The organism is Marivita geojedonensis, assembly GCF_002115805.1.
Classification (GTDB): Bacteria; Pseudomonadota; Alphaproteobacteria; order Rhodobacterales; family Rhodobacteraceae; genus Marivita; species Marivita geojedonensis.
Genome location: NZ_JFKC01000004.1, coordinates 159,092 through 177,264, shown reverse-complemented (window position 1 = coordinate 177,264; position 18,173 = coordinate 159,092). Strand labels below are relative to the sequence as shown.

Annotated in this window: 17 protein-coding genes and 1 tRNA gene; 11 read left to right on the top strand and 7 right to left on the bottom strand. The window is 62.7% G+C overall.

Annotated elements, in window-relative coordinates; translation table 11 throughout:
* Positions 1-4: 4 nt before the first annotated feature.
* The 5 genes from MGEO_RS07460 to MGEO_RS07440 all read right to left on the bottom strand — a co-directional run bounded on the left by MGEO_RS07460 (position 5) and on the right by MGEO_RS07440 (position 7,202).
* Positions 5-1,561, bottom strand: a complete 1,557-nt coding sequence (locus tag MGEO_RS07460) for a trimethylamine methyltransferase family protein (protein ID WP_085636093.1) — start codon at positions 1,559-1,561, stop codon at positions 5-7.
* A 136-nt stretch (positions 1,562-1,697) separates the two neighbouring features.
* Positions 1,698-2,663, bottom strand: a complete 966-nt coding sequence (locus MGEO_RS07455) for an ABC transporter ATP-binding protein (RefSeq protein WP_085636092.1) — start codon at positions 2,661-2,663, stop codon at positions 1,698-1,700.
* Positions 2,660-4,546, bottom strand: a complete 1,887-nt coding sequence (locus MGEO_RS07450; protein ID WP_085636091.1) for a dipeptide/oligopeptide/nickel ABC transporter permease/ATP-binding protein — start codon at positions 4,544-4,546, stop codon at positions 2,660-2,662. The genes MGEO_RS07455 and MGEO_RS07450 overlap by 4 nt, the downstream gene beginning before the upstream one ends.
* Complete coding sequence (locus MGEO_RS07445) at positions 4,543-5,490, bottom strand: ABC transporter permease (RefSeq protein WP_085636090.1); 948 nt, start codon at positions 5,488-5,490, stop codon at positions 4,543-4,545. Before MGEO_RS07445 ends, MGEO_RS07450 begins: the two co-directional genes overlap by 4 nt.
* Before the next feature lie 137 nt (positions 5,491-5,627).
* Positions 5,628-7,202, bottom strand: coding sequence for an ABC transporter substrate-binding protein (locus MGEO_RS07440; RefSeq protein WP_085636089.1), 1,575 nt, complete (start codon positions 7,200-7,202; stop codon positions 5,628-5,630).
* 91 nt (positions 7,203-7,293) lie between these two features.
* On the opposite strand from MGEO_RS07440, the gene MGEO_RS07435 reads away from it, so the two are divergent.
* The gene (locus MGEO_RS07435; protein WP_085636088.1) at positions 7,294-7,956 is read left to right on the top strand and encodes a DUF1028 domain-containing protein; all 663 of its coding nucleotides are present in this window, start codon (positions 7,294-7,296) and stop codon (positions 7,954-7,956) included.
* Positions 7,957-8,080: 124 nt separating this feature from the next.
* On the top strand, positions 8,081-8,842 hold the full coding sequence (locus tag MGEO_RS07430) for a FadR/GntR family transcriptional regulator (RefSeq protein WP_085636087.1): 762 nt from the start codon (positions 8,081-8,083) through the stop codon (positions 8,840-8,842).
* Between the two features lie 150 nt (positions 8,843-8,992).
* Here MGEO_RS07430 and MGEO_RS07425 read toward each other — a convergent pair whose 3' ends face one another.
* Positions 8,993-9,664 (bottom strand): DUF1045 domain-containing protein, encoded by a 672-nt coding sequence (locus MGEO_RS07425; RefSeq protein ID WP_085636086.1) that lies wholly within the window; start codon positions 9,662-9,664, stop codon positions 8,993-8,995.
* Positions 9,665-9,713: 49 nt separating this feature from the next.
* Here MGEO_RS07425 and MGEO_RS07420 point away from each other — a divergent pair, with 49 nt between their 5' ends.
* Positions 9,714-10,856, top strand: coding sequence for an alpha-D-ribose 1-methylphosphonate 5-triphosphate diphosphatase (locus MGEO_RS07420; protein ID WP_085636085.1), 1,143 nt, complete (start codon positions 9,714-9,716; stop codon positions 10,854-10,856).
* Between the two features lie 122 nt (positions 10,857-10,978).
* Here MGEO_RS07420 and MGEO_RS07415 read toward each other — a convergent pair.
* A tRNA-Ser gene (locus tag MGEO_RS07415) sits at positions 10,979-11,068 on the bottom strand.
* A 185-nt stretch (positions 11,069-11,253) separates the two neighbouring features.
* Here MGEO_RS07415 and MGEO_RS07410 point away from each other — a divergent pair.
* The 8 genes from MGEO_RS07410 to MGEO_RS07375 all read left to right on the top strand — a co-directional run bounded on the left by MGEO_RS07410 (position 11,254) and on the right by MGEO_RS07375 (position 18,146).
* Positions 11,254-12,141: an SPOR domain-containing protein gene (locus MGEO_RS07410; RefSeq protein ID WP_085636084.1), complete on the top strand. Its 888-nt coding sequence runs from the start codon at positions 11,254-11,256 to the stop codon at positions 12,139-12,141.
* Positions 12,142-12,175: 34 nt separating this feature from the next.
* On the top strand, positions 12,176-13,348 hold the full coding sequence (locus MGEO_RS07405; RefSeq protein WP_085636083.1) for a D-alanyl-D-alanine carboxypeptidase family protein: 1,173 nt from the start codon (positions 12,176-12,178) through the stop codon (positions 13,346-13,348).
* Positions 13,345-13,971, top strand: a complete 627-nt coding sequence (gene tmk, locus MGEO_RS07400; RefSeq protein ID WP_085636082.1) for a dTMP kinase — start codon at positions 13,345-13,347, stop codon at positions 13,969-13,971. The genes MGEO_RS07405 and tmk overlap by 4 nt, the downstream gene beginning before the upstream one ends.
* Positions 13,968-15,095, top strand: coding sequence for a DNA polymerase III subunit delta' (locus tag MGEO_RS07395; protein WP_085636081.1), 1,128 nt, complete (start codon positions 13,968-13,970; stop codon positions 15,093-15,095). Before tmk ends, MGEO_RS07395 begins: the two co-directional genes overlap by 4 nt.
* 43 nt (positions 15,096-15,138) lie before the next feature.
* Positions 15,139-15,942 carry a TatD family hydrolase gene (locus MGEO_RS07390; protein ID WP_085636080.1) on the top strand — a complete coding sequence of 268 codons (804 nt, stop codon included), beginning with the start codon at positions 15,139-15,141 and terminating at the stop codon, positions 15,940-15,942.
* On the top strand, positions 15,942-16,745 hold the full coding sequence (locus tag MGEO_RS07385) for an MBL fold metallo-hydrolase (RefSeq protein ID WP_085636079.1): 804 nt from the start codon (positions 15,942-15,944) through the stop codon (positions 16,743-16,745). The genes MGEO_RS07390 and MGEO_RS07385 overlap by 1 nt, the downstream gene beginning before the upstream one ends.
* Positions 16,746-16,793: 48 nt before the next feature.
* On the top strand, positions 16,794-17,729 hold the full coding sequence (locus MGEO_RS07380) for an AEC family transporter (RefSeq protein WP_085636078.1): 936 nt from the start codon (positions 16,794-16,796) through the stop codon (positions 17,727-17,729).
* A 135-nt stretch (positions 17,730-17,864) separates the two neighbouring features.
* Entirely contained in the window at positions 17,865-18,146 is a 282-nt protein-coding gene (locus MGEO_RS07375; protein ID WP_143746241.1) for a hypothetical protein, read from the top strand.
* The last annotated feature ends 27 nt before the right edge of the window (positions 18,147-18,173 follow it).

Genomic DNA, 18,173 nt, shown 5'->3' with positions numbered 1-18,173 from the left:
CCGGTCAATACTCCTGATTCAAAGCATCCGCCGCCGGGATTTCCCGTTCCCGCCGTGCGATATAGTCGAGAAGCGCCTCGTTGCGGGCCTCATCGAGCGTCGGCTCCTCATAGGCGGCCAGCAGCGCATGGGCATGTTCCAGCGCGCGCTGCGTGATCTCTTTCGAACCTTCCGCAATCCATTGCTCTATCGAATTGTTGTCGAACAGCTCCGGCATGAAAAAGGCGGTCTGGAAATTATCCTGCGTGTGCGGATGGCCAAGGTAATGCCCACCCGGTCCGATGTCGCGGACTGCGGACAAGGCTTCGTCGAAGTCATGCCACTTGGGGCCTTCAGCCATCCGGTACGCCATGGCGCATTGTTCGGCATCGACGACGAACTTCGCCACCGAACAGTGCATCCCGGCCTCGTTCCAGCCCGCGCTGTGCCAGATGTAGTTGGCCCCGGCGTGCAGAACGGAAGAGAGCGTTGTCGCGCTTTCGTACCCGGCTTGCGCGTCAAAGGTCTTGGCCCCACCCAGCGTGTTCGAGGTGCGCCAAGGCACGCCATAATACCGGGCCATCTGTCCAATCATGAAGTTCATCAGGCTGATCTCGGGCGTACCGGCCATCGGTGCGCCGGACTTCATGCTGACCGTCGAGAGGTAATGCCCGTAAATCGCCGGGCATCCCCGGCGGATGATCTGTGTATAGGCCAGAGCACTCAGCGCTTCGGCGTTCAGCTGCGCCACACTTGCGGGCACGCTGGCCGGGGTATTTGCCCCGCCAAGAACGAAGGGCGAGCATAGAACCGGCTGATTGCCGCGGCAGAATGCGCGCATTGCGCCCAGCATGGTTTCGTCCCAGACCAGAGGCGAGTTGCCATTGCAGTTGCCGGTGGTCACGGGATGGGTTTCGATGAAATCCTCGCCGAAGAGGATGGCGCACATCTCAATGACATCCTCCGCATTCCTGGGAGACGTTGTCATGCCCATGAACATCTTGTCCGAATGCTTCATCGACGAATAGGTGATCCGCAGGTGACGGTGGCTGATCGGGTGATCATAGGGCTCGACGATGTGGTGCGCGGTCGAATGCATTGCGGGCAGCATGTGCGACAGCTTGTGGAACATCGCCAGATCATCGAGCGTCGGGTTCCGGCGCACATCATCGAGGTCGCGCAGATAGGGCGCACCGGTCATGGGCACGAATACCGAGTGGCGCCCCCCGAGCTGAACGTTGTTGCCCGGATTGCGCGCATGGTAGGTGAAGGTTTCCGGGATTGTCGCGATCAGATCGCGGACAAGTCCGCGATCCGGATAGACCGTTTCGCCAGACACCTTCGCCCCGGCCTTGCGCCAATCGTCAAGTGCGATGGGATCGCGGAACACGACGCCGACATTTTCGAGAATGTCCATCGACGCCGCATCGATACGTGCGACCTCTGATCCGTCCATCACCTCACACAGCGGCAGTGCGCGTTCGAGGCCGGGCAGCATGGTGATGTCTCGCGTACTGCGCAGGATGCGGCGCGCCGAGCGGCCCCCTGCCCGCGCGCGTGGGTGTGCCAGTGTATCGGTCATGTCAGGTCCTTATGGCGGCGTGACCTCATGCTGCATCCCTACAGCGCCCCCGCACGTGCCGAATTGCGAAGTCCGTTTGCAGAATGCGACATGGATTTGGGCACGATGCCGCCGGCCCAATCGATCCGGCCCGATGTCAGCCCGCGCCCGTCAGAGGATGATAGCACGCCACCCAAACGCCGTCGGGTTGCTGTTCCAGCGCCGGGGCCGTTTCGCCGCAGAGCGCGCTGGCATGGGCGCAACGGGCGCGGAAGGCGCATCCCCTGGGCGGGTTGAGCGGATCCGGCAGTTCCGTTTCGCGGGCCTCGGGCGCAGACAGTGGCCGACCGACCACCGGCGCACTGTCCGCCAGCAGTCTGGTGTAGGGGTGCCGTGGCCGGGCAAAGACCTGCTCTGCCGGGCCGACTTCGACGACCGCGCCGAAATAGAGCACCGCGACCCGGTCGCTGACCGCTTCGACCACCGCGAGATCGTGGCTGATGAACAGATAGGTCAGACCGAACTGCGTCTTGAGATCAGCCAGAAGATTGAGCACCTGCGCCTGCACCGACACATCAAGGGCTGACACCGGCTCATCTAGGATCAGGATGCGGGCATCTGCCGCCAGCGCACGCGCGATCCCGATCCGCTGCGCCTGACCGCCGGAAAACTCGTGCGGGTACCGATCCAGAAACTCTTCGCGCAGGTTCACGGCGGCAAAGATTTCGCGGATGCGCGCGCTGCGGGCGTCGGCGCTCATGCCATGCAGGTGCCGAAGTGGTGCTTCCATAATCTGCCGGATCGTCTTGCGCGGGTTCAGGCTGCTGATCGGGTCCTGGAACACATATTGGATCATCCGGCCAAAAACCGCCGGATCGGCGTTGTCCAGGGGCTTTCCCGCAATTTCGATTGTGCCGGAGGTGGGTTGCAGGAGACCCACGAGTATCCGGGCCAGCGTGGATTTCCCACAGCCGGATTCGCCGACAATGCCCAGCGTTTCGCCTTCCTCGACATCCAGAGTGACCGGCTGAACCGCATGCACGACAGCCCGCGGCGGACCGAAAAGGCGTTTGCCTACGGGGAAATCCTTGGACAGACCGGTCAGCCTGAGCGCCAGTGTCATGCCGATGCCTCCGATGATGCCGTCATGGGGAAAATGCAGCGGACCCGGTTGCCGTCACTTGGCCCGGACAGAGGAATGTCAGCCGTCCGGCAGGCCGGTTGAACCTTGTGGCATCGGTCGGCAAAGGCACAGCCGGTGGGCAGGTTATCCACTGCGGGTGGAAGCCCCGGGATCGCTGCGAGCACGCGTCGGCCCTGCCCCAGCTCGGGCACGCAGGCCATGAGACGCGACGTATAGGGATGCGCCGGAGCATTCAGAATGGTGTCGGTCGGCCCTCCCTCGACAATCCGACCAGCATACATCACGGCAACCCTGTCACACAGCTGCGCCACCACACCGAAATCATGCGTGATGAAGATGATCGCGAGGCCGCGTTCGCGCCGCAGGTCGTTCAGGAGCGACAGGATCTGCGCCTGCACCGTGACATCGAGCGCCGTTGTCGGCTCGTCCGCAATGATGATGTCGGGATCATTTGCCAAAGCCATCGCAATGCCGACCCGCTGCCGCATCCCGCCGGACATCTCGTGCGGATAGCTGTCGATCCGCTGCTCGGCATTGGGGATACGCACCGATTTGAGCAACGATATCGCACGGACCCGCGCCTCGGCCCGAGGTGTCGGATGATGCGCGCGGACCGCCTCAATCAACTGGTCGCCGACGGTGTAGAGCGGGTGCAGGGTCGCCAGCGGGTCCTGAAAGATATACGCCACATGACGGCCGCGCAGGGAACGCAGCACTTCATAGGGCGCACCGATCAGATCGTCGCCCCTGTAGTACGCCGCCCCCCCTGTGATGACGCCCGGAGGTGAGGCGACAAGGCCCATGATACTCAGAGCGGTGACCGATTTTCCCGATCCGCTTTCGCCGATGATGCCAAGGCATTCGCCCGGCTCCACATGCAGATCGACGCCACCGACCGCACGATAGACCCGGTCCTTGACGCGAAACTGCGTCTCGAGCGCGGTGATCGACAGCAGCCCGTCGTCGGACGGTTTGGGCACGGGGGCGGAGCGGTCGACCAGCGTTGTCGGCATGGGGCGCGACAGGGCCCCCGACTTGAGCCGGGGATCGAGCGCATCGCGCACGCCGTCGCCCAGAAGATTGATCGCCATCACGATGATCAGGATCATCACGCCCGGCACAACGGACGTGTGCGGATTGGTGATCAGCGCCGAACGCGCTTCGCCCAGCATCGATCCCAGATCCGCCTGCGGCGGTTGCGAGCCCAGCCCGAGGAAGCTCAGACCTGCGGTTTCGAGGATCATCCACCCCACCGTCGTCGACATGGCAATCACGATCACCGGGACCACGTTGGGCAACACTTCGGTCGCGATGATCCGCGCGTCCGTCATGCCCGACAGCCGTGCGGCATCGACGAATTCCTTGTGCGCAATGCCAACGGTGATGCCCCGGATGTTGCGCGCGAAAAACGGGATGTTCACCGCAGCCACGGCAATCAGCGCGTTCATCAGACCGGGGCCAAGCGCAGCCACGATCGCCAGCGCCAGCAGGATATAGGGAAAGGCCATCAACATATCGACGCCGCGCATGATCACGTTATCCGTGCGCCCGCCGTAGAACCCGGCAATGATCCCGATGGCGGCCCCGAGCGTTGCGGCGATCACCGCTGCCGCGAACCCCACGGCAAGAGACAGTCGGGTGCCCCACATCAGACGGCTCAGCAAGTCGCGGCCCAGGTGATCCGTCCCCAGAAGCGCGCCCTCGGACAGCGGCGGCTTGAACCGGTTGGCGGTGTTGGTCACATCCGGATCGGCCAAGGGAAGAAGCGGCGTCAGAAGCGCCAGCAGCACGACAAGCCCCATCACGATCAGCCCGGCCAGCGCCAGCCTGTTTCGGGCAAGAAGCCGGAAAAAACCGCTCATGTCTTGATCCTCGGATCAAGCAGGCTTTGCGCCACATCCACCGCGATGTTGAACAGAACGTAGCAGGCAGCGACAAAGACAACGCCGCCCTGAACCAGCAGGATGTCACGTTTGAGGATTGCATCCACCAGCATCCGTCCCACGCCGGGCCACTGGAACACCATTTCAATATAGACCGCCCCGGACAGGACGAACCCGGCCTGCACGCCCAGAACGGGGATGATGCTGACCATGGCCGCGCGCAGCGCGTGACGCCAGATGACCGAGCGTTCATGCACGCCCTTCGCGCGCGCGGTTCGGATGAAATCCTGTCGCAGCACTTCGAGCATGGCAGAGCGAGACAGCCGGGCGATCACCCCTGTCGCCACGACGGCCAAAGCCAGTGCCGGAAGCGTCAGATGACTGATCAGCGCCGAGAGGTCCCGCGCCCCGTATATTGGCCACATGCCCGAGACCGGAAACCAGCGCAGTTGGACCGCAAAGATCAGGATCATCATCATGCCGAGGAAAAAGGATGGGATCGAAATACCCAGCAGCACCGCAAAGGTGATGGCCTTGTCGGCAAAACCGTACTGTCGCGCCGCAGAAACCACGCCAGCCGCGATGCCGAGGATCGAACACAGGACGAAGGACGTGCCGGCCAGGATCAATGTCGCGCCGAACCGCTCCATCACCTCGTCCAGCACCGCTCTGTTGAGCGAGAAGCTGCGCCCGAAGTCCCCCTGCAGCATGTTCCCCAGCCAGATGAAGTACCGCTGCACCATCGGCTTGTCCAAGCCAAGGTCCCGGTTCAGCTTCTCAACGTTTTCCGGCGTGGCGTAGGAGCCAAGTATCGCTGTGGCAGGATCGCCCGGAATCATTGCCATGATCACGAAAACGATGACGGAGATCCCGAGAAGAACCGGGATCGCCGACACCAACCGCTTAAGAATGTAGCCTGCCATCAAGTCCCCCTTCCCGCCTCAGTGTTCCAGATACCTCCGGGGGGCGACAGGGGGTCTTCGCCATTTGCCCGGCTCTGATCCGGGTCCGGATGGCGATGCCCCCTGTTCAGGTTGGGCGAAAACCGCCCGACCCGCGTTTAGTTCTTTACGACCTCATCCAGCAGCAGGAAGAAGGAAGGCTGCAGCTTGAAGCCATCCACCCGGTCAGAGGTGACGGCGTTCTGCTTCCAGTTTGCAACAAAGACCCATGGTGCGTCCTCCTGCACAATGGTCTGCATCTCTTTGTAAAGCCGCGCACGTTCGTCCTGATCCGTCGAAACGCGGGCCGCTTCGAGAAGCTCGTCTACTTTCGGATTGGAATAGTAGCCCGAGTTGAAACCACCCTGATCCGGCCACGCAGCGGTCCGCAGAGCAAGGAATGGCAGCGTGTCCGGATCGTTGGTCATCCACGCCATTTCCGCCATGTCGGCCTTACCTTCGAGACCGGGGTTCACTTCGCCAAGGAACGTGTTCCACTCGTAGGTCTCGATCTTGACCTCAAGACCTACCGCCTGAAGGTCGGCCTGAATGGCCGTTCCCATCGCGACCGGATCGAGCATGCCAGATCCGCCCTCGGTGACGAAGAAGGTCAGTTCCGCGCCCTCCGCACCGGCTTCCGCAATAAGCTCCCGCGCCTTTTCGGGATTGTAGGGATAGGGCTCCAGGCTTTCATTATACGCCCACGCAAAAGCCGGAGGTGTCGGGCCCGCCGCAACTTCGGCGGTGCCTTCGAGCACATCATTGACGATGGCCTCTTTATTGATCGCGTAGTTCGCCGCCTGACGGACGCGTACATCCGCAAAGGGACCCTCCTTGGCATTCAGGATCAGGAACCAGACATGCGGCCCGGCCTGTTCATGCACTGTGTAGCTGTCGCCATGGAATTCGCTCAGAGCCACGGGTGGGACTTCCACCATCAGGTCGATACCACCGGCCAGCATTTCCGCGGTGCGGGTGTTGGCGTCAGTGATCGGGCGGAACACAACCGCCTGAAGCTCGGGCGTGCCGTCCCAGTGGTCCGGGTTGGCTTCGATCACCACCGCTTCGTTCGATCGCCATTCCGCAAACCTGAACGCGCCGGTGCCGGATGGGTTACGACCGAAATCCGCGCCATGCTGCTCGACCGCCGCTGGCGAAACGATCAGACCCGTGGGATAGGCGAGGTTCGACAGGAACGGCGCATATGGTCCATTCAGAGTGAACTTCACGGTCAGGTCATCAACCACATCGACCGACTCCACCGACGAAAAGAAGAAGGCAAGCGGGAACGGACCCGTGTCGTGATACGGGTGGTTCTCATCCAGCATCCGGTCGAAGTTGAACTTCACCGCCTCTGCATTGAAAGGGCTTCCGTCATGGAAGCTGACACCTTCCCGCAGGGTGAAGGTGTAGACCGTTCCGTCGTCGCTGATCTGCCAGGAGGTGGCCAGCGCCGGTTCGACCTCAAGCGTGCCGTCCTTGTACCGGACCAGACCATCATAGACGTTCATCAGGATGCGGAAATCGTTCACGGCGGTGACCGCCGCCGGATCCAGCGCCTTGGGTTCGGCAATCTGGCCAACGATCAGAACGCCTTGGGGCGTCTGGGCAGACAGCGTCATCGGGGAAAGGGCAAGTGCTGTGGCTGCTCCGGCAGCCAACATCGCCCGGCGGGACAGTTTCAGCAGTGACATTGGGTAGTCCTTCCCTGTTTATTTATCATGATCAATTGAAGTCACGCAAATTATCATGATAAATTCAAGGAAAATGTGTTAGGCCCAAGGAATGACCCTCTCGATTCTCACTTTTGATCGGAAAACGGGCGTTTTCGCCGCCGCTGCGGCGACGGGCAGTCTATGCGTCGGCGGATGGGTGCTGCGCGGCGACATCGAATCAGGGTTGGTCGCATCCCAGGGCACCGCCCCCAGCACCTTTTGGCGCGACGACATTCTGCGCGCCATGTACGGTGGAACCTCCGCCAGCGATGCCGTGGCAAAAGTGACCGATGCGGATGACGGGCGCGCGTTCCGGCAGGTTGCCGCGCTGGACCGCAATGGCACGACCGCCGCTTTCACCGGCCAGAACAGCATTCCCCATGCGGACCACATGGCGGAACCGGGTCAGGTCATATCGGGCAATATGCTGGCCGGACCCGAGGTGCTCGATGCGATGGCCGACGCGGCGCGCGACACACGGGACCGGCCCGCAGAGCGGATGCTGCGCATCCTCAATGCCGCCAAGTTCGCAGGGGGCGACAGTCGCGGGCTTCAGTCAGCGGCCCTGCTGGTACTGACACCCGATGCCCCGCCGCTCGACCTGCGGATCGACTGTTCCGAAGATCCCCTCGGCGCGCTGGCAACACTGTTGCAAAAGGCACAGCAGCCCCCCTACCACGACTGGCTGTCTGAAGTGCCGGTGATCAGCGACAAGACCCGACGCCCGGCCTGACCCTGCCTCCGCGAGCTGCCGGGACCAAAGGCAGGACACCGCAAAATTATCATGATAAATATTCCGCTACACATGGCGGATCAGGCTCTCTATATTTTTATCATAATAAAATCTGAGGTTCCCGATGGATGGCAGTGCGGCGCAGGCACCCAAACCCCGACGGTCCCGCCCAGTGCGGGTGGCGGACGAAATCAAGCAATGGGTTGTCGAGCGCGATCTGAAACAGGGCGACAAGCTCCCGAATGAAAGCGAGATGATCGCAGAATTCGGCGTTTCCAAAGGCACCGTGCGCGAAGCACTCCGAATTCTGGAGGCTCAGGGCCTCATCGTGACCAAGACCGGCCCGGGCGGTGGCAGCATCGTTGGCGAGGTGTCCGCAGAGCGGGCCCGGTCGCTTCTGGCAAACTACTTCTATTTTCAGAACCTTTCCGTCGCCGACATCTATGAGATGCGCAAGGCGCTCGAGCCCGAGCTCGTTGCCAGCCTCGCCGGTCACCTGAGTGCCGAACAGATCGACGAATTGCAGGCTCTGGCCGAGCGCCATCCCGAACCCGCCCGAAGCGCCGAAGAAGAGAAGCAGCAGCATATCTCATCCCTAGAATTCCATGCTCGGCTGGCGGATTTCTCGGACAACCGGTTGCTGGGATTCGTGATTGGGTTCATGGCCCGGATCCTGACCGATCTGACGGTGTTCCGGGGCCTTTATGATCCGCCGAACGTCGACCTCTGGCGCAAAGGTCGCGAACACCAGCTTCAGCTTGTCGAGGCACTCAGGCGGGGAGATGCTGCCCGCGCCCGCGAGGTCATGGCATCCCATATGCAGGTTGCTGAAGCCTTCATGCAGGAACAGGAAGCCCAGTTGATGCGCCGGTTCGTGGACGATTGAGGCGGATGGTGCCTCTGACCACCCCCTGTCTCTACCCTGACCGGTTTCGTTGGCGCAGGCCGACAAAGCGTTGCCAAACGGGCAGAATGCCGTAACCATCACGCCGGTCGGCGCGCGGGAAGGCGCCGTTGCGCAGGCGCATGATGCGTTTCAACCTGTGAGGGCGTAGCGTTGAATGAGTTCGAACTGCCCATCCTCACGCTCTCCGACAAGGGCAACCTCGTCCATGACGAAAGGTGCCGGCAGTGGCGGCAGATGCGCCGTGGCGATCTCCATCCAGTGATCGATCTCGTCCACCGGCAGGCGTCCGGTCAGGGTCATGTGAAACCGGAATTCCTCCATGACATAGGGATACCCCCAGCGGTGCAGAAGCATCTGCTGCCGTTCCGACAGTCGCGCCCTGCGCCGCCGCTCGAGTTCGGCTTGCGAAGGCGGCGCGCGAAAGGCGTCCAGCGCCTCGACGCAGGTTGCCGCGATGCGGCCGGGACCGGACGTGTCGCCCCTTGGCGTCAGGGCAAGAAACCGGCCCAGCGCAGTCAGGGCCAGCCCGTCGCACTGTGCCGACGCACACGCCGCCGCCATCCGGGCCACCGCCTCCTGCAGGCCGGACAGGTCCGTTCCCTCGGCCAGCCGAAAGGGTGGTTTCAGAGTACCGTGAAAACCATATTTCCGCGGTGTCGATGTCACTTCATCAAGACCGGGCACCATGAGGAAAACAGCGGTGCGCGCCGCAACGCAATCCCATCCCAGCCACGACGCACCGAACCCGGCCAAAGCGCCCTCGGGCGGAAGATAGTAGACCGCGAAGCGAGTGAATGACATGGACTCTCCTTTCGTTCCGACCCGAGTGCCAGATGCTCATGACGCCTCCATGTCAGAGGTTCTGCACCTGGCCAATGCCCGTCTTGTTCTGCCCAACTCCATCGTCCAGGGGCAAATCATCATTGTTGATGGCATGATCGAAGCCATCGAGGAAGGCGACCGCGTTCCTTCAGGCGCGGTCAACTGCCAGGGCGACTACGTGATCCCCGGTCTGGTCGAATTGCACACCGACAACCACGAGCGTCACATCGAACCCCGGCCGAAGGTTGATTGGCCTCACGTACCGGCTCTTCTGGCACATGACGCCGAACTGGCCGCGACCGGCATTACGACGGTGTTCGACGCTTTGCGGGTGGGTTCAATTCTCAACGCGAATTCCGGGTATCGCCCCTATGCGCGGGATTTGGCAAACGAACTGCTTGAGGCGCGGGACGCAGGCTATTTCAAGATCAGCCATTTCCTTCATCTGCGCGCCGAAATCTGTTCGGAAACCCTGCTGGAGGAAATGGCCGCCTTCGGACCCGCAGACCGCGTCGGGATTGTCAGTCTGATGGATCACACGCCCGGGCAGCGCCAGTTCCGGGATCTGACCGCGCTCAAGACCTACGTGGCCAAGAAACGCGGAATGAACGATGCCGAATTCGCAGAGCACGTTGCCAATCGAAAGCAGATGCAGATCCGCTTCGGCGAGAAACACGAGGCAGGTGCCGTTGCCGAGGCGCACCGCTATGGTGCCGTTCTGGCGAGCCACGATGACACAACCGCAGAACAGGTCGCGACATCCGCCGCAAACGGCGTCGGCTTTGCCGAATTCCCGACGACCCGCGAGGCCGCTGCAGCCTGCCGCGACAATGGCATCGCCGTCATGATGGGCGCCCCGAACCTCATCCGGGGGCAATCGCATTCGGGCAATGTCGCTGCGTCCGAACTGGCCGAAGCGCAGATGCTCAACATTCTTTCGTCGGATTACGTGCCATCCGCCCTGCTTCTGTCGGCGTTTCGTCTTGCGGAAATCTGGGACGACCTGCCCTCTGCAATCGCATGTGTAACGCACAATCCGGCAAAGGCCGCCCGGCTGTCGGACCGCGGCCAGCTCAAGGCAGGACTGCGCGGAGACATCCTGCGCGTCGGGCGCGCCGGCACCACCCCGCTCCTGCGCGGCGTCTGGAGCCGGGGCAATCGCGTGGCGTGACGCCGAAGCAGCCAAGCGCTCAGGCGTTGGACTTCACGGATATGATCCGCAGGCGCGGCACGCGTTGCGGTTGTTATCGCTGAAGCAGATGCTCCCGAGACGATGGACAGGTCTCAGATCAGTGGCGGAGGCTCAGGGATTCGAACCCTGGGGACGCTCTCACGCCCAACGGTTTTCAAGACCGCCGCATTCGACCACTCTGCCAAACCTCCGGTAGCAGGTGACATAGCGACCCGATCGCGATTCTGAAAGCGGGCGGTGGGGAAAATCTGCGCAGTGCCACCGTCAGACTTTTCTTGGCGCACCGAAGACTGTAAGCTTTCCGCAAAACAAAGCCGCGCGGGGCGAAACGGCCCAAAATGGCGTGTGCATCGGCATAGCAGAAGGCGAGCAGGCAATGGACATCAGGATCACCAACTCTTCGCTGTGGCGCAGCCTGCGGCCCGCGCTTGTTTCCGGCGTAGCGCTGCTTGCATTGGCCGGGTGCGAGGGCGCCTCGCTTCCTGCCTTCCTGCAGGGTGGCGGCGCATCGACATCCGAGGATGGTGCGCCGGCGGCAGGGACACGGGCGACCCGTCTGGTAGAACGGGATGTGGAGGCGCCGGAAGTGTTCCAGGTGACCGAGAACGGTCTTTGGGACGGACGTCCGTCGCTGGGTGGCGTCTGGGCCGCGCATCCCGATGTGTCGGAGCCGGAACGGGTGATCATCCGCAACGAGACAAACGGCAATTTCGTCATCGGCGCGCTGTTCCGCAAGGAACGCGAAACCCCGGGACCGCGGCTCCAGATCTCGTCGGACGCGGCAGCGGCGCTGGGTGTTTTGGCGGGTGCGCCGACCCAGCTCAATGTGGTGGCCCTGCGGCGCGAGGAGGTTCCCGACGATGCAACGGCTGCGCCGGTGCAGGATGCGCCGACGGGTGACGGAACACTGGATGCACCTGCCGCAGTTGCCGAAACGACGCTGGACCCGATTGCCGAAAGCGCCGCCGCGGCGCTCGATGCCACACCGGCCCCCACCCCGGCCGCCGCACCGAAACCGACCGCATCCTCGCTGGACAAGCCGTTCATCCAGATCGGCATTTTCAGCATTGAGCAGAACGCCAACAACACGGCAACCGCGATGCGTCAGGCAGGCATGGTGCCGACCGTTCTTGAACAGTCGTCCAGCGGCAAGACCTTCTGGCGCGTACTGGTCGGTCCGGCACAGACCCGCGCAGAGCGCAGCGCATTGCTTGCCAAAATCAAGGATAGCGGGTTTACCGACGCCTACGCCGTCACGAACTGATCCGACACACCGCAGGTATGACAGGAGAGCTGCCATGATCCGCAAATACCGTGCCATCCTTTCCGCCAGCCTTGCTGCGCTGCTGCTGACCAGCGCGTCCGCATCGGCGTTCGACACACGCGCTACAGCCGCCTTTGTGCTGGACGAGAAGACCGGAACCGTCTTGCTGGCCAAGAACGCCGATACACCCTTGCCGCCGGCTTCGATGTCCAAGCTGATGACGCTCTACATAGCGTTTGAAGCGGTTCGGGATGGCCGCCTGCGGCTGGACGAGGAACTGCCCGTTTCTGCCCATGCGAACTCATTCGGCGGATCGACCCTGTTCCTGCGGCAGGGCGAACGGGTCAAGGTGGAGGACCTGATCAGGGGCATCATCGTCCTGTCCGGCAACGATGCCTGTGTCGTGATCGCCGAAGCGCTGTCGCCGGATGGCACAGAGCCCGGCTTTGCCCACCTGATGACGCAGCGGGCGCAGCAGATCGGCATGACCAACTCTACCTTCAAGAATTCCAGCGGCTGGCCCGCCGACGGGCACCGCATGTCGATGCGCGATCTGACGCTGCTGGCCCAGCGCATCATCGAGGATTTCCCCGAATTCTACCCGATGTTCTCGGAGAAAGAGTTCCTCTTCGACGAGGCCGAAGCCTCCAATCGGTTCAACCGTAACCCGCTCCTGGCGCTGGGAATCGGTGCGGACGGTCTCAAGACGGGACACACGCAGGAGGCCGGATACGGCCTTGTCGGCTCGGCCAAGCAGGGCGACCGCCGGGTGATTTTCACGATCACCGGTCTGGACACGTCTCAGGCGCGCGCGCAGGAATCTGAATCCATCGTCAACTGGGCCTTCCGCCAGTTTGCGGAAAAGACCGTCACGCGCGCGGGCGCCGTGATCGCAGAGGCGGATGTCTGGATGGGCGCAAGCGAAACCGTCGGGCTCGTGGCAAAGGAGGATGTGACGCTGCTCCTGCCGAACACTCCCGGTAACGGCGTAAAGGCAGAAGTTGTCTATACCGGCCCGATCGAAGCACCGATTACGGCAGGGCGGCAGCTGGCCGAATTGATCATCAGCCCCGAGGGACTGCCCGAACATCGCATCCCGCTGTTTGCTGCGAACGCAGTCCCGGCCAGCGGTTTCGTGGCACGGATGATGAGCGTGTCCCAGGTCTTGCTGGGCCGTCTTCAGGGTCCGGCTGAGGAAACGATGTGAGCCGATCCGGGCTGTTCGTCAGCTTCGAGGGGATCGACGGGTCGGGCAAATCCACCCAGGCCCGCATGTTGGCAGACAGGTTGCGCGCTACCGGTCAGGATGTGGTTCTGACCCGCGAGCCTGGCGGCAGTCCGGGAGCCGAGGAAATCCGCGCGCTGGTATTGCAGGGTGATCCTGACCGCTGGTCAGCCGAGACCGAGATCCTGCTTTTCACCGCCGCCCGCCGCGACCATCTGGAACGCACGATCCGGCCCGCGCTTGAGGCCGGAAAGGTGGTGATCTGCGACCGCTTTGCCGACAGCACCCGCATGTATCAGGGCCTGTCGCGCGGCAATCTGCGCGCCAAGGTCGACGCGCTGCACGATCTGATGATCGGGGTCGAACCGGATCTCACGTTGCTCATCGACATGGACCCCGAAATCGGCCTCAGCCGCGCCAAGGCGCGCAATACGGTTGAAGAACGGTTCGAGGATTTCGGTGCGTCGCTACAGGAAGCCATGCGCGCCGGGTTTCTGGCACTGGCGAAAGAATACGCCGACCGCTTCCGCGTGATTGACGGTGCGCGCGATACCGACACCGTTGCAGAGGATGTCTGGGCTGCGGTAAGCCCGCATCTGACATGAGCGACGCGACACAGCCAGAACCAGACCGCATCGACGGTGCGCCCCATCCGCGCGAGACCGTTAAACTGTACGGTCAGGACGCGGCACAGGCGGATTTCCTGCAAGCCTTTGCATCAGACCGTCTGCACCACGGCTGGCTGATCACCGGGCCTCGCGGCGTGGGCAAGGCGACCCTTGCCTGGCAGATCGCACGGTTTCTGCTGGCCACGCCTCCGGCTCAGGACGACGGGCTTTTCGGCGCGCCGCCGCCGCCAACCGACCTGCACACCGCCGAAGATCACCCGGTGTCCCGACGCATGAAGGCCGGGTCGGAACCGGGACTGTTCGCATTACGCCGTCCCTATGACGAAAAGGCCAAACGGCTGAAGGCGCAGATCACCGTGGACGAGGTGCGCAAGCTCAAGGGCTTCTTCGCGCTGTCCGCCGCTGATGGCGGGCGTCGCGTGGTGATCGTTGATGCGGCCGACGACATGAACGTCAGCGCCGCAAACGCGATCCTCAAACTGCTGGAAGAACCGCCAGACCGCACAACGCTGCTCTTGGTCAGCCACCAGCCCTCGCGCCTCTTGCCGACAATCCGGTCCCGCTGCCGCGAGTTGCGGCTGGCCCCGCTCAACGCCGCTGATATGGCGCAGGCACTTGCCGCAACCGAGATCGACCAGACCGTGTCTGACCCCGCCGCTCTGGCCGCGCTTTCCGGCGGGTCCGTCGGCGAAGCGGTGCGCCTGATGCAGCTGGACGGGCTCAAGCTCTATGCGGACCTCGTCAAACTGCTCTCCACCCTGCCTGACCTCAGCCGCCCGCATGCCATTGCGCTGGCCGAAAGTGCCGCGGGACGCGGCAAGGAAGAGCGGCTCGATCTGCTTCTGGGCCTCTTCGACCGCGCCCTGACCCGCCTGGCGCGCACCGGTGCCACCGGCCACCCGCCCGACCCAGAAGCAGCCGCACAAGAGGCACAGACCTTCCAACGCCTCTGCCCCTCGCCCACAGCCGCACGGCAATGGGCGCAACTGGCACAGGATCAGGGCGAACGCCTGCGCCACGGGCGCGCGGTCAATGTCGAGGCGGGATCGCTTCTGCTCTCCAGCTTCCTTGCCCTTCAGGAGGGCTGCCCCAGGTCGTAAGCCACGTCTTGACGCCCCTGCCCGCATCCCTGATACCAGCCTCATGTTGACACCGCAGATCACCGACAGCCATTGCCATCTGGACTTCCCGGATTTCAACGACGAACGCCCCGAGGTGATCGCCCGGGCGCTCGAGGCTGGCGTGCGCCGCATGGTCACGATCTGCACCCGCCTGCGCCTTGAACCGCAAGTGCGCGCGATTGCCGAAGCATTTGACCCGGTGTTCTACGCCGCCGGCACCCACCCGATGAGCGCCGCCGATGAGCCGCTGGCGACGGTCGATGAACTAATCAAACTCGCGCAGCATCCGAAATTCGTGGGCATCGGTGAAACCGGGCTCGACTACCACTACACCGCCGAAAGCGCCGGGATTCAGAAAACCTCGCTCCGCGTCCATATCGAGGCAGCGCAGCAAACAGGTCTGCCGCTGATCATCCATGCCCGCGCCGCTGATGACGACATGGCCCGCATCCTCACGGAAGGCTTCAAGGCCAAGCCCTATACCTGTGTGATGCATTGCTTTTCGTCGTCCGCAGAGCTGGCCCGCGCGGCGCTGGACCTTGGCTTCTACCTCTCCATGTCCGGCATCGCCGCCTTCCCCAAAAGCCAGGAATTGCGCGATATCTTCGCAAGCGCGCCGGTGGACCGGATACTCGTGGAAACCGACAGCCCTTACCTTGCGCCCCCGCCCCATCGCGGCAAGCGTAACGAACCGGCCTACACCGCACATACCGCCCGCGTCGGTGCAGAGATCTACGGCATGGACTATGCCGACTTCGCCGCCCGGACCGAGGCCAATTTCGACCGCCTGTTCTGGAAGGCCGCGCAATACGAGGCCGCTGCATAATGGGCGAATTGCGTTTCACCATTCTTGGCTGCGGATCGTCGGGTGGTGTCCCGCGACTTGGCGGCCTGTGGGGCGCGTGCGACCCGGACAATCCCAAGAACATTCGCAGACGCTGTTCGCTGCTGGTCGAGCGCATCACCGAGGACGGCACCACCCGGGTGCTGATCGACACCAGCCCCGACATGCGCGCGCAACTGCTCAGCGCCGGGGTCGGAGAGCTGGACGCGGTGGTCTACACCCACAGCCATGCCGACCACGTTCACGGGCTGGATGACCTGCGCATGATCGTTTTCAACATGCGCAAACGCCTACAGGTCTGGGCTGATGGCGACACGCAGAACGACCTGTTCTCGCGCTTCGGCTATGCCTTCGTGCAACCCTCCGACAGCCCCTACCCGCCGATCCTCGACATGAACACCATCGATGGTCCCGTGTATGTCACGGGCGCAGGCGGCCAACTGAAACTGACCCCGTTCAAAGTGAACCACGGCAGCATCGACGCGCTGGGGTTCCGCATTGGCGATCTGGCCTACCTGCCGGATGTCGCCAAGATCCCCGAAGACGTGTGGACCGACAACCTGCAAGACCTCAACGTGTGGATCCTCGACGCCCTGCGCCGCGACCCGCACCCGACCCATGCGCATCTGGCGCAATCGCTGGAATGGATGGAACGGGCCAAACCGCGTCAGGGTGTGCTGACCAACATGCATATCGACCTCGATTATGCCACGGTCGAGGCCGAAACCCCCGACCACATCACACCGGCCTATGACGGCATGGTGATCACGCAGCCTCTTGCGTGACCGACACCGCGCGATACGGCGGGGCACCGGACCCGGAGCGCACCTGACATGCAGGCGCTGATCGACGTCATTCTGCCGGTCTTTCTGGTTGTGGGCTTCGGCTATGCCATCGCCTGGCGCGGTCTGCTGTCAGAAGCGTCTGTCGATGGGCTGATGACCTTCACTCAGAACGTGGCCATCCCCTGCCTGCTGTTTCGGGCGATCTGGACTCTGGATCTGGGCGACAGCTTTTCGCTGCCGCTTCTGGTCAGCTTCTACACCGGGTCCCTGACCTGTTTCACGGTCGGCCTTTTCGGCGCGCGGTATCTGTTCAAGCGGGATTGGGAGGATTCGGTCGCAATCGGCTTCACCTGCCTCTTTGCCAATTCAGTTCTGCTCGGTCTTGCGATCACGGAACGTGCCTTCGGCCCGGACTCGCTGTCAGCGAACTACGCGATCATCGCCCTGCACTCTCCGTTCTGCTACGGTTTGGGTATCACCACGATGGAATTCGTCCGCGCCCGCGCCGCAAAACAGCCGAACCGCGATGTGCCGCTGATCGTGGCCAAAGCCATGTTCCGCAACGCGCTGGTGATCGGTATCGCGCTTGGGGCGCTGTTCAACCTGTTCAACGTCACCCTGCCCGCGCCTTTCACCGATGCGCTCGACATGATGGTGCGTACCGCACTGCCAGCGGCGCTCTTTGCGATGGGTGGAGTGCTGTATCGCTACCGGCCCGAAGGCGACATGCGGATCATCCTGTTTGTCTGTGCGATCAGCCTGCTCCTGCATCCTTCAATCACCTGGACTCTCGGGACAGCCTTCGATCTGGATGACAGCGCATTCCGCAGCGCGGTGCTAACCGCGGCAATGGCGCCGGGCGTGAATTGCTATGTCTTTGCCAACATCTATGGCCGCGCTAGACGGGTTGCGGCTTCATCGGTGCTGATGGCAAGCGGGCTTTCCGTCATTACGGCATGGCTTTGGCTGGGTGCGCTGCCGTAAGGCGCGGCCCCGCCCAAATCTGGTGGATTACAGGGCCACGGCCACCAGACTCAGTCCCACCCGCACGTCACAGCGGAACCTTCTGCAGATCAGGACGTTGTCCCGGTGAACCGCTGCCAGACGGAAACCGAGGATATGAAACGCTTTTTTGCTGCACTGATGATCGCTGCGCTTCCTGCGGGTGTCTCTGCCGAGACACTCGCTGAGGTGATCGCTACCTACGTGACGGATTTCGAGATCGTAAAGCTCGATATCGAGACTCGCGATTCGATCCGCGCCATCCATGGTCGCAGCGATCTTGCCCACGGGATGAAAGTCTTGCTGATCCATGATGAGTTGCAGGACGCGGGAGCGCTGATCCATGCGGACATGCATCATCGGTCACCGCAACCCTTCCAGCTATCCAAAGCGGACTGATAAGGCTCTGAAATAATTACAGACTGC

Bases quoted from the DNA above. Each gene is read 5' to 3' on its own strand.
- MGEO_RS07430 (WP_085636087.1), top strand. From the start codon at position 8,081: ATGGATGGCAGTGCGGCGCAGGCACCCAAACCCCGACGGTCCCGCCCA.
- MGEO_RS07380 (WP_085636078.1), top strand. From the start codon at position 16,794: ATGCAGGCGCTGATCGACGTCATTCTGCCGGTCTTTCTGGTTGTGGGC.
- MGEO_RS07425 (WP_085636086.1), bottom strand. From the start codon at position 9,664: ATGTCATTCACTCGCTTCGCGGTCTACTATCTTCCGCCCGAGGGCGCT.
- MGEO_RS07375 (WP_143746241.1), top strand. From the start codon at position 17,865: ATGAAACGCTTTTTTGCTGCACTGATGATCGCTGCGCTTCCTGCGGGT.
- MGEO_RS07445 (WP_085636090.1), bottom strand. From the start codon at position 5,490: ATGGCAGGCTACATTCTTAAGCGGTTGGTGTCGGCGATCCCGGTTCTT.
- MGEO_RS07385 (WP_085636079.1), top strand. From the start codon at position 15,942: ATGGGCGAATTGCGTTTCACCATTCTTGGCTGCGGATCGTCGGGTGGT.
- MGEO_RS07440 (WP_085636089.1), bottom strand. From the start codon at position 7,202: ATGTCACTGCTGAAACTGTCCCGCCGGGCGATGTTGGCTGCCGGAGCA.
- MGEO_RS07405 (WP_085636083.1), top strand. From the start codon at position 12,176: ATGATCCGCAAATACCGTGCCATCCTTTCCGCCAGCCTTGCTGCGCTG.
- MGEO_RS07390 (WP_085636080.1), top strand. From the start codon at position 15,139: ATGTTGACACCGCAGATCACCGACAGCCATTGCCATCTGGACTTCCCG.
- MGEO_RS07460 (WP_085636093.1), bottom strand. From the start codon at position 1,561: ATGACCGATACACTGGCACACCCACGCGCGCGGGCAGGGGGCCGCTCG.
- MGEO_RS07450 (WP_085636091.1), bottom strand. From the start codon at position 4,546: ATGAGCGGTTTTTTCCGGCTTCTTGCCCGAAACAGGCTGGCGCTGGCC.
- MGEO_RS07395 (WP_085636081.1), top strand. From the start codon at position 13,968: ATGAGCGACGCGACACAGCCAGAACCAGACCGCATCGACGGTGCGCCC.
- MGEO_RS07410 (WP_085636084.1), top strand. From the start codon at position 11,254: ATGGACATCAGGATCACCAACTCTTCGCTGTGGCGCAGCCTGCGGCCC.
- MGEO_RS07455 (WP_085636092.1), bottom strand. From the start codon at position 2,663: ATGACACTGGCGCTCAGGCTGACCGGTCTGTCCAAGGATTTCCCCGTA.
- MGEO_RS07435 (WP_085636088.1), top strand. From the start codon at position 7,294: ATGACCCTCTCGATTCTCACTTTTGATCGGAAAACGGGCGTTTTCGCC.
- MGEO_RS07420 (WP_085636085.1), top strand. From the start codon at position 9,714: ATGTCAGAGGTTCTGCACCTGGCCAATGCCCGTCTTGTTCTGCCCAAC.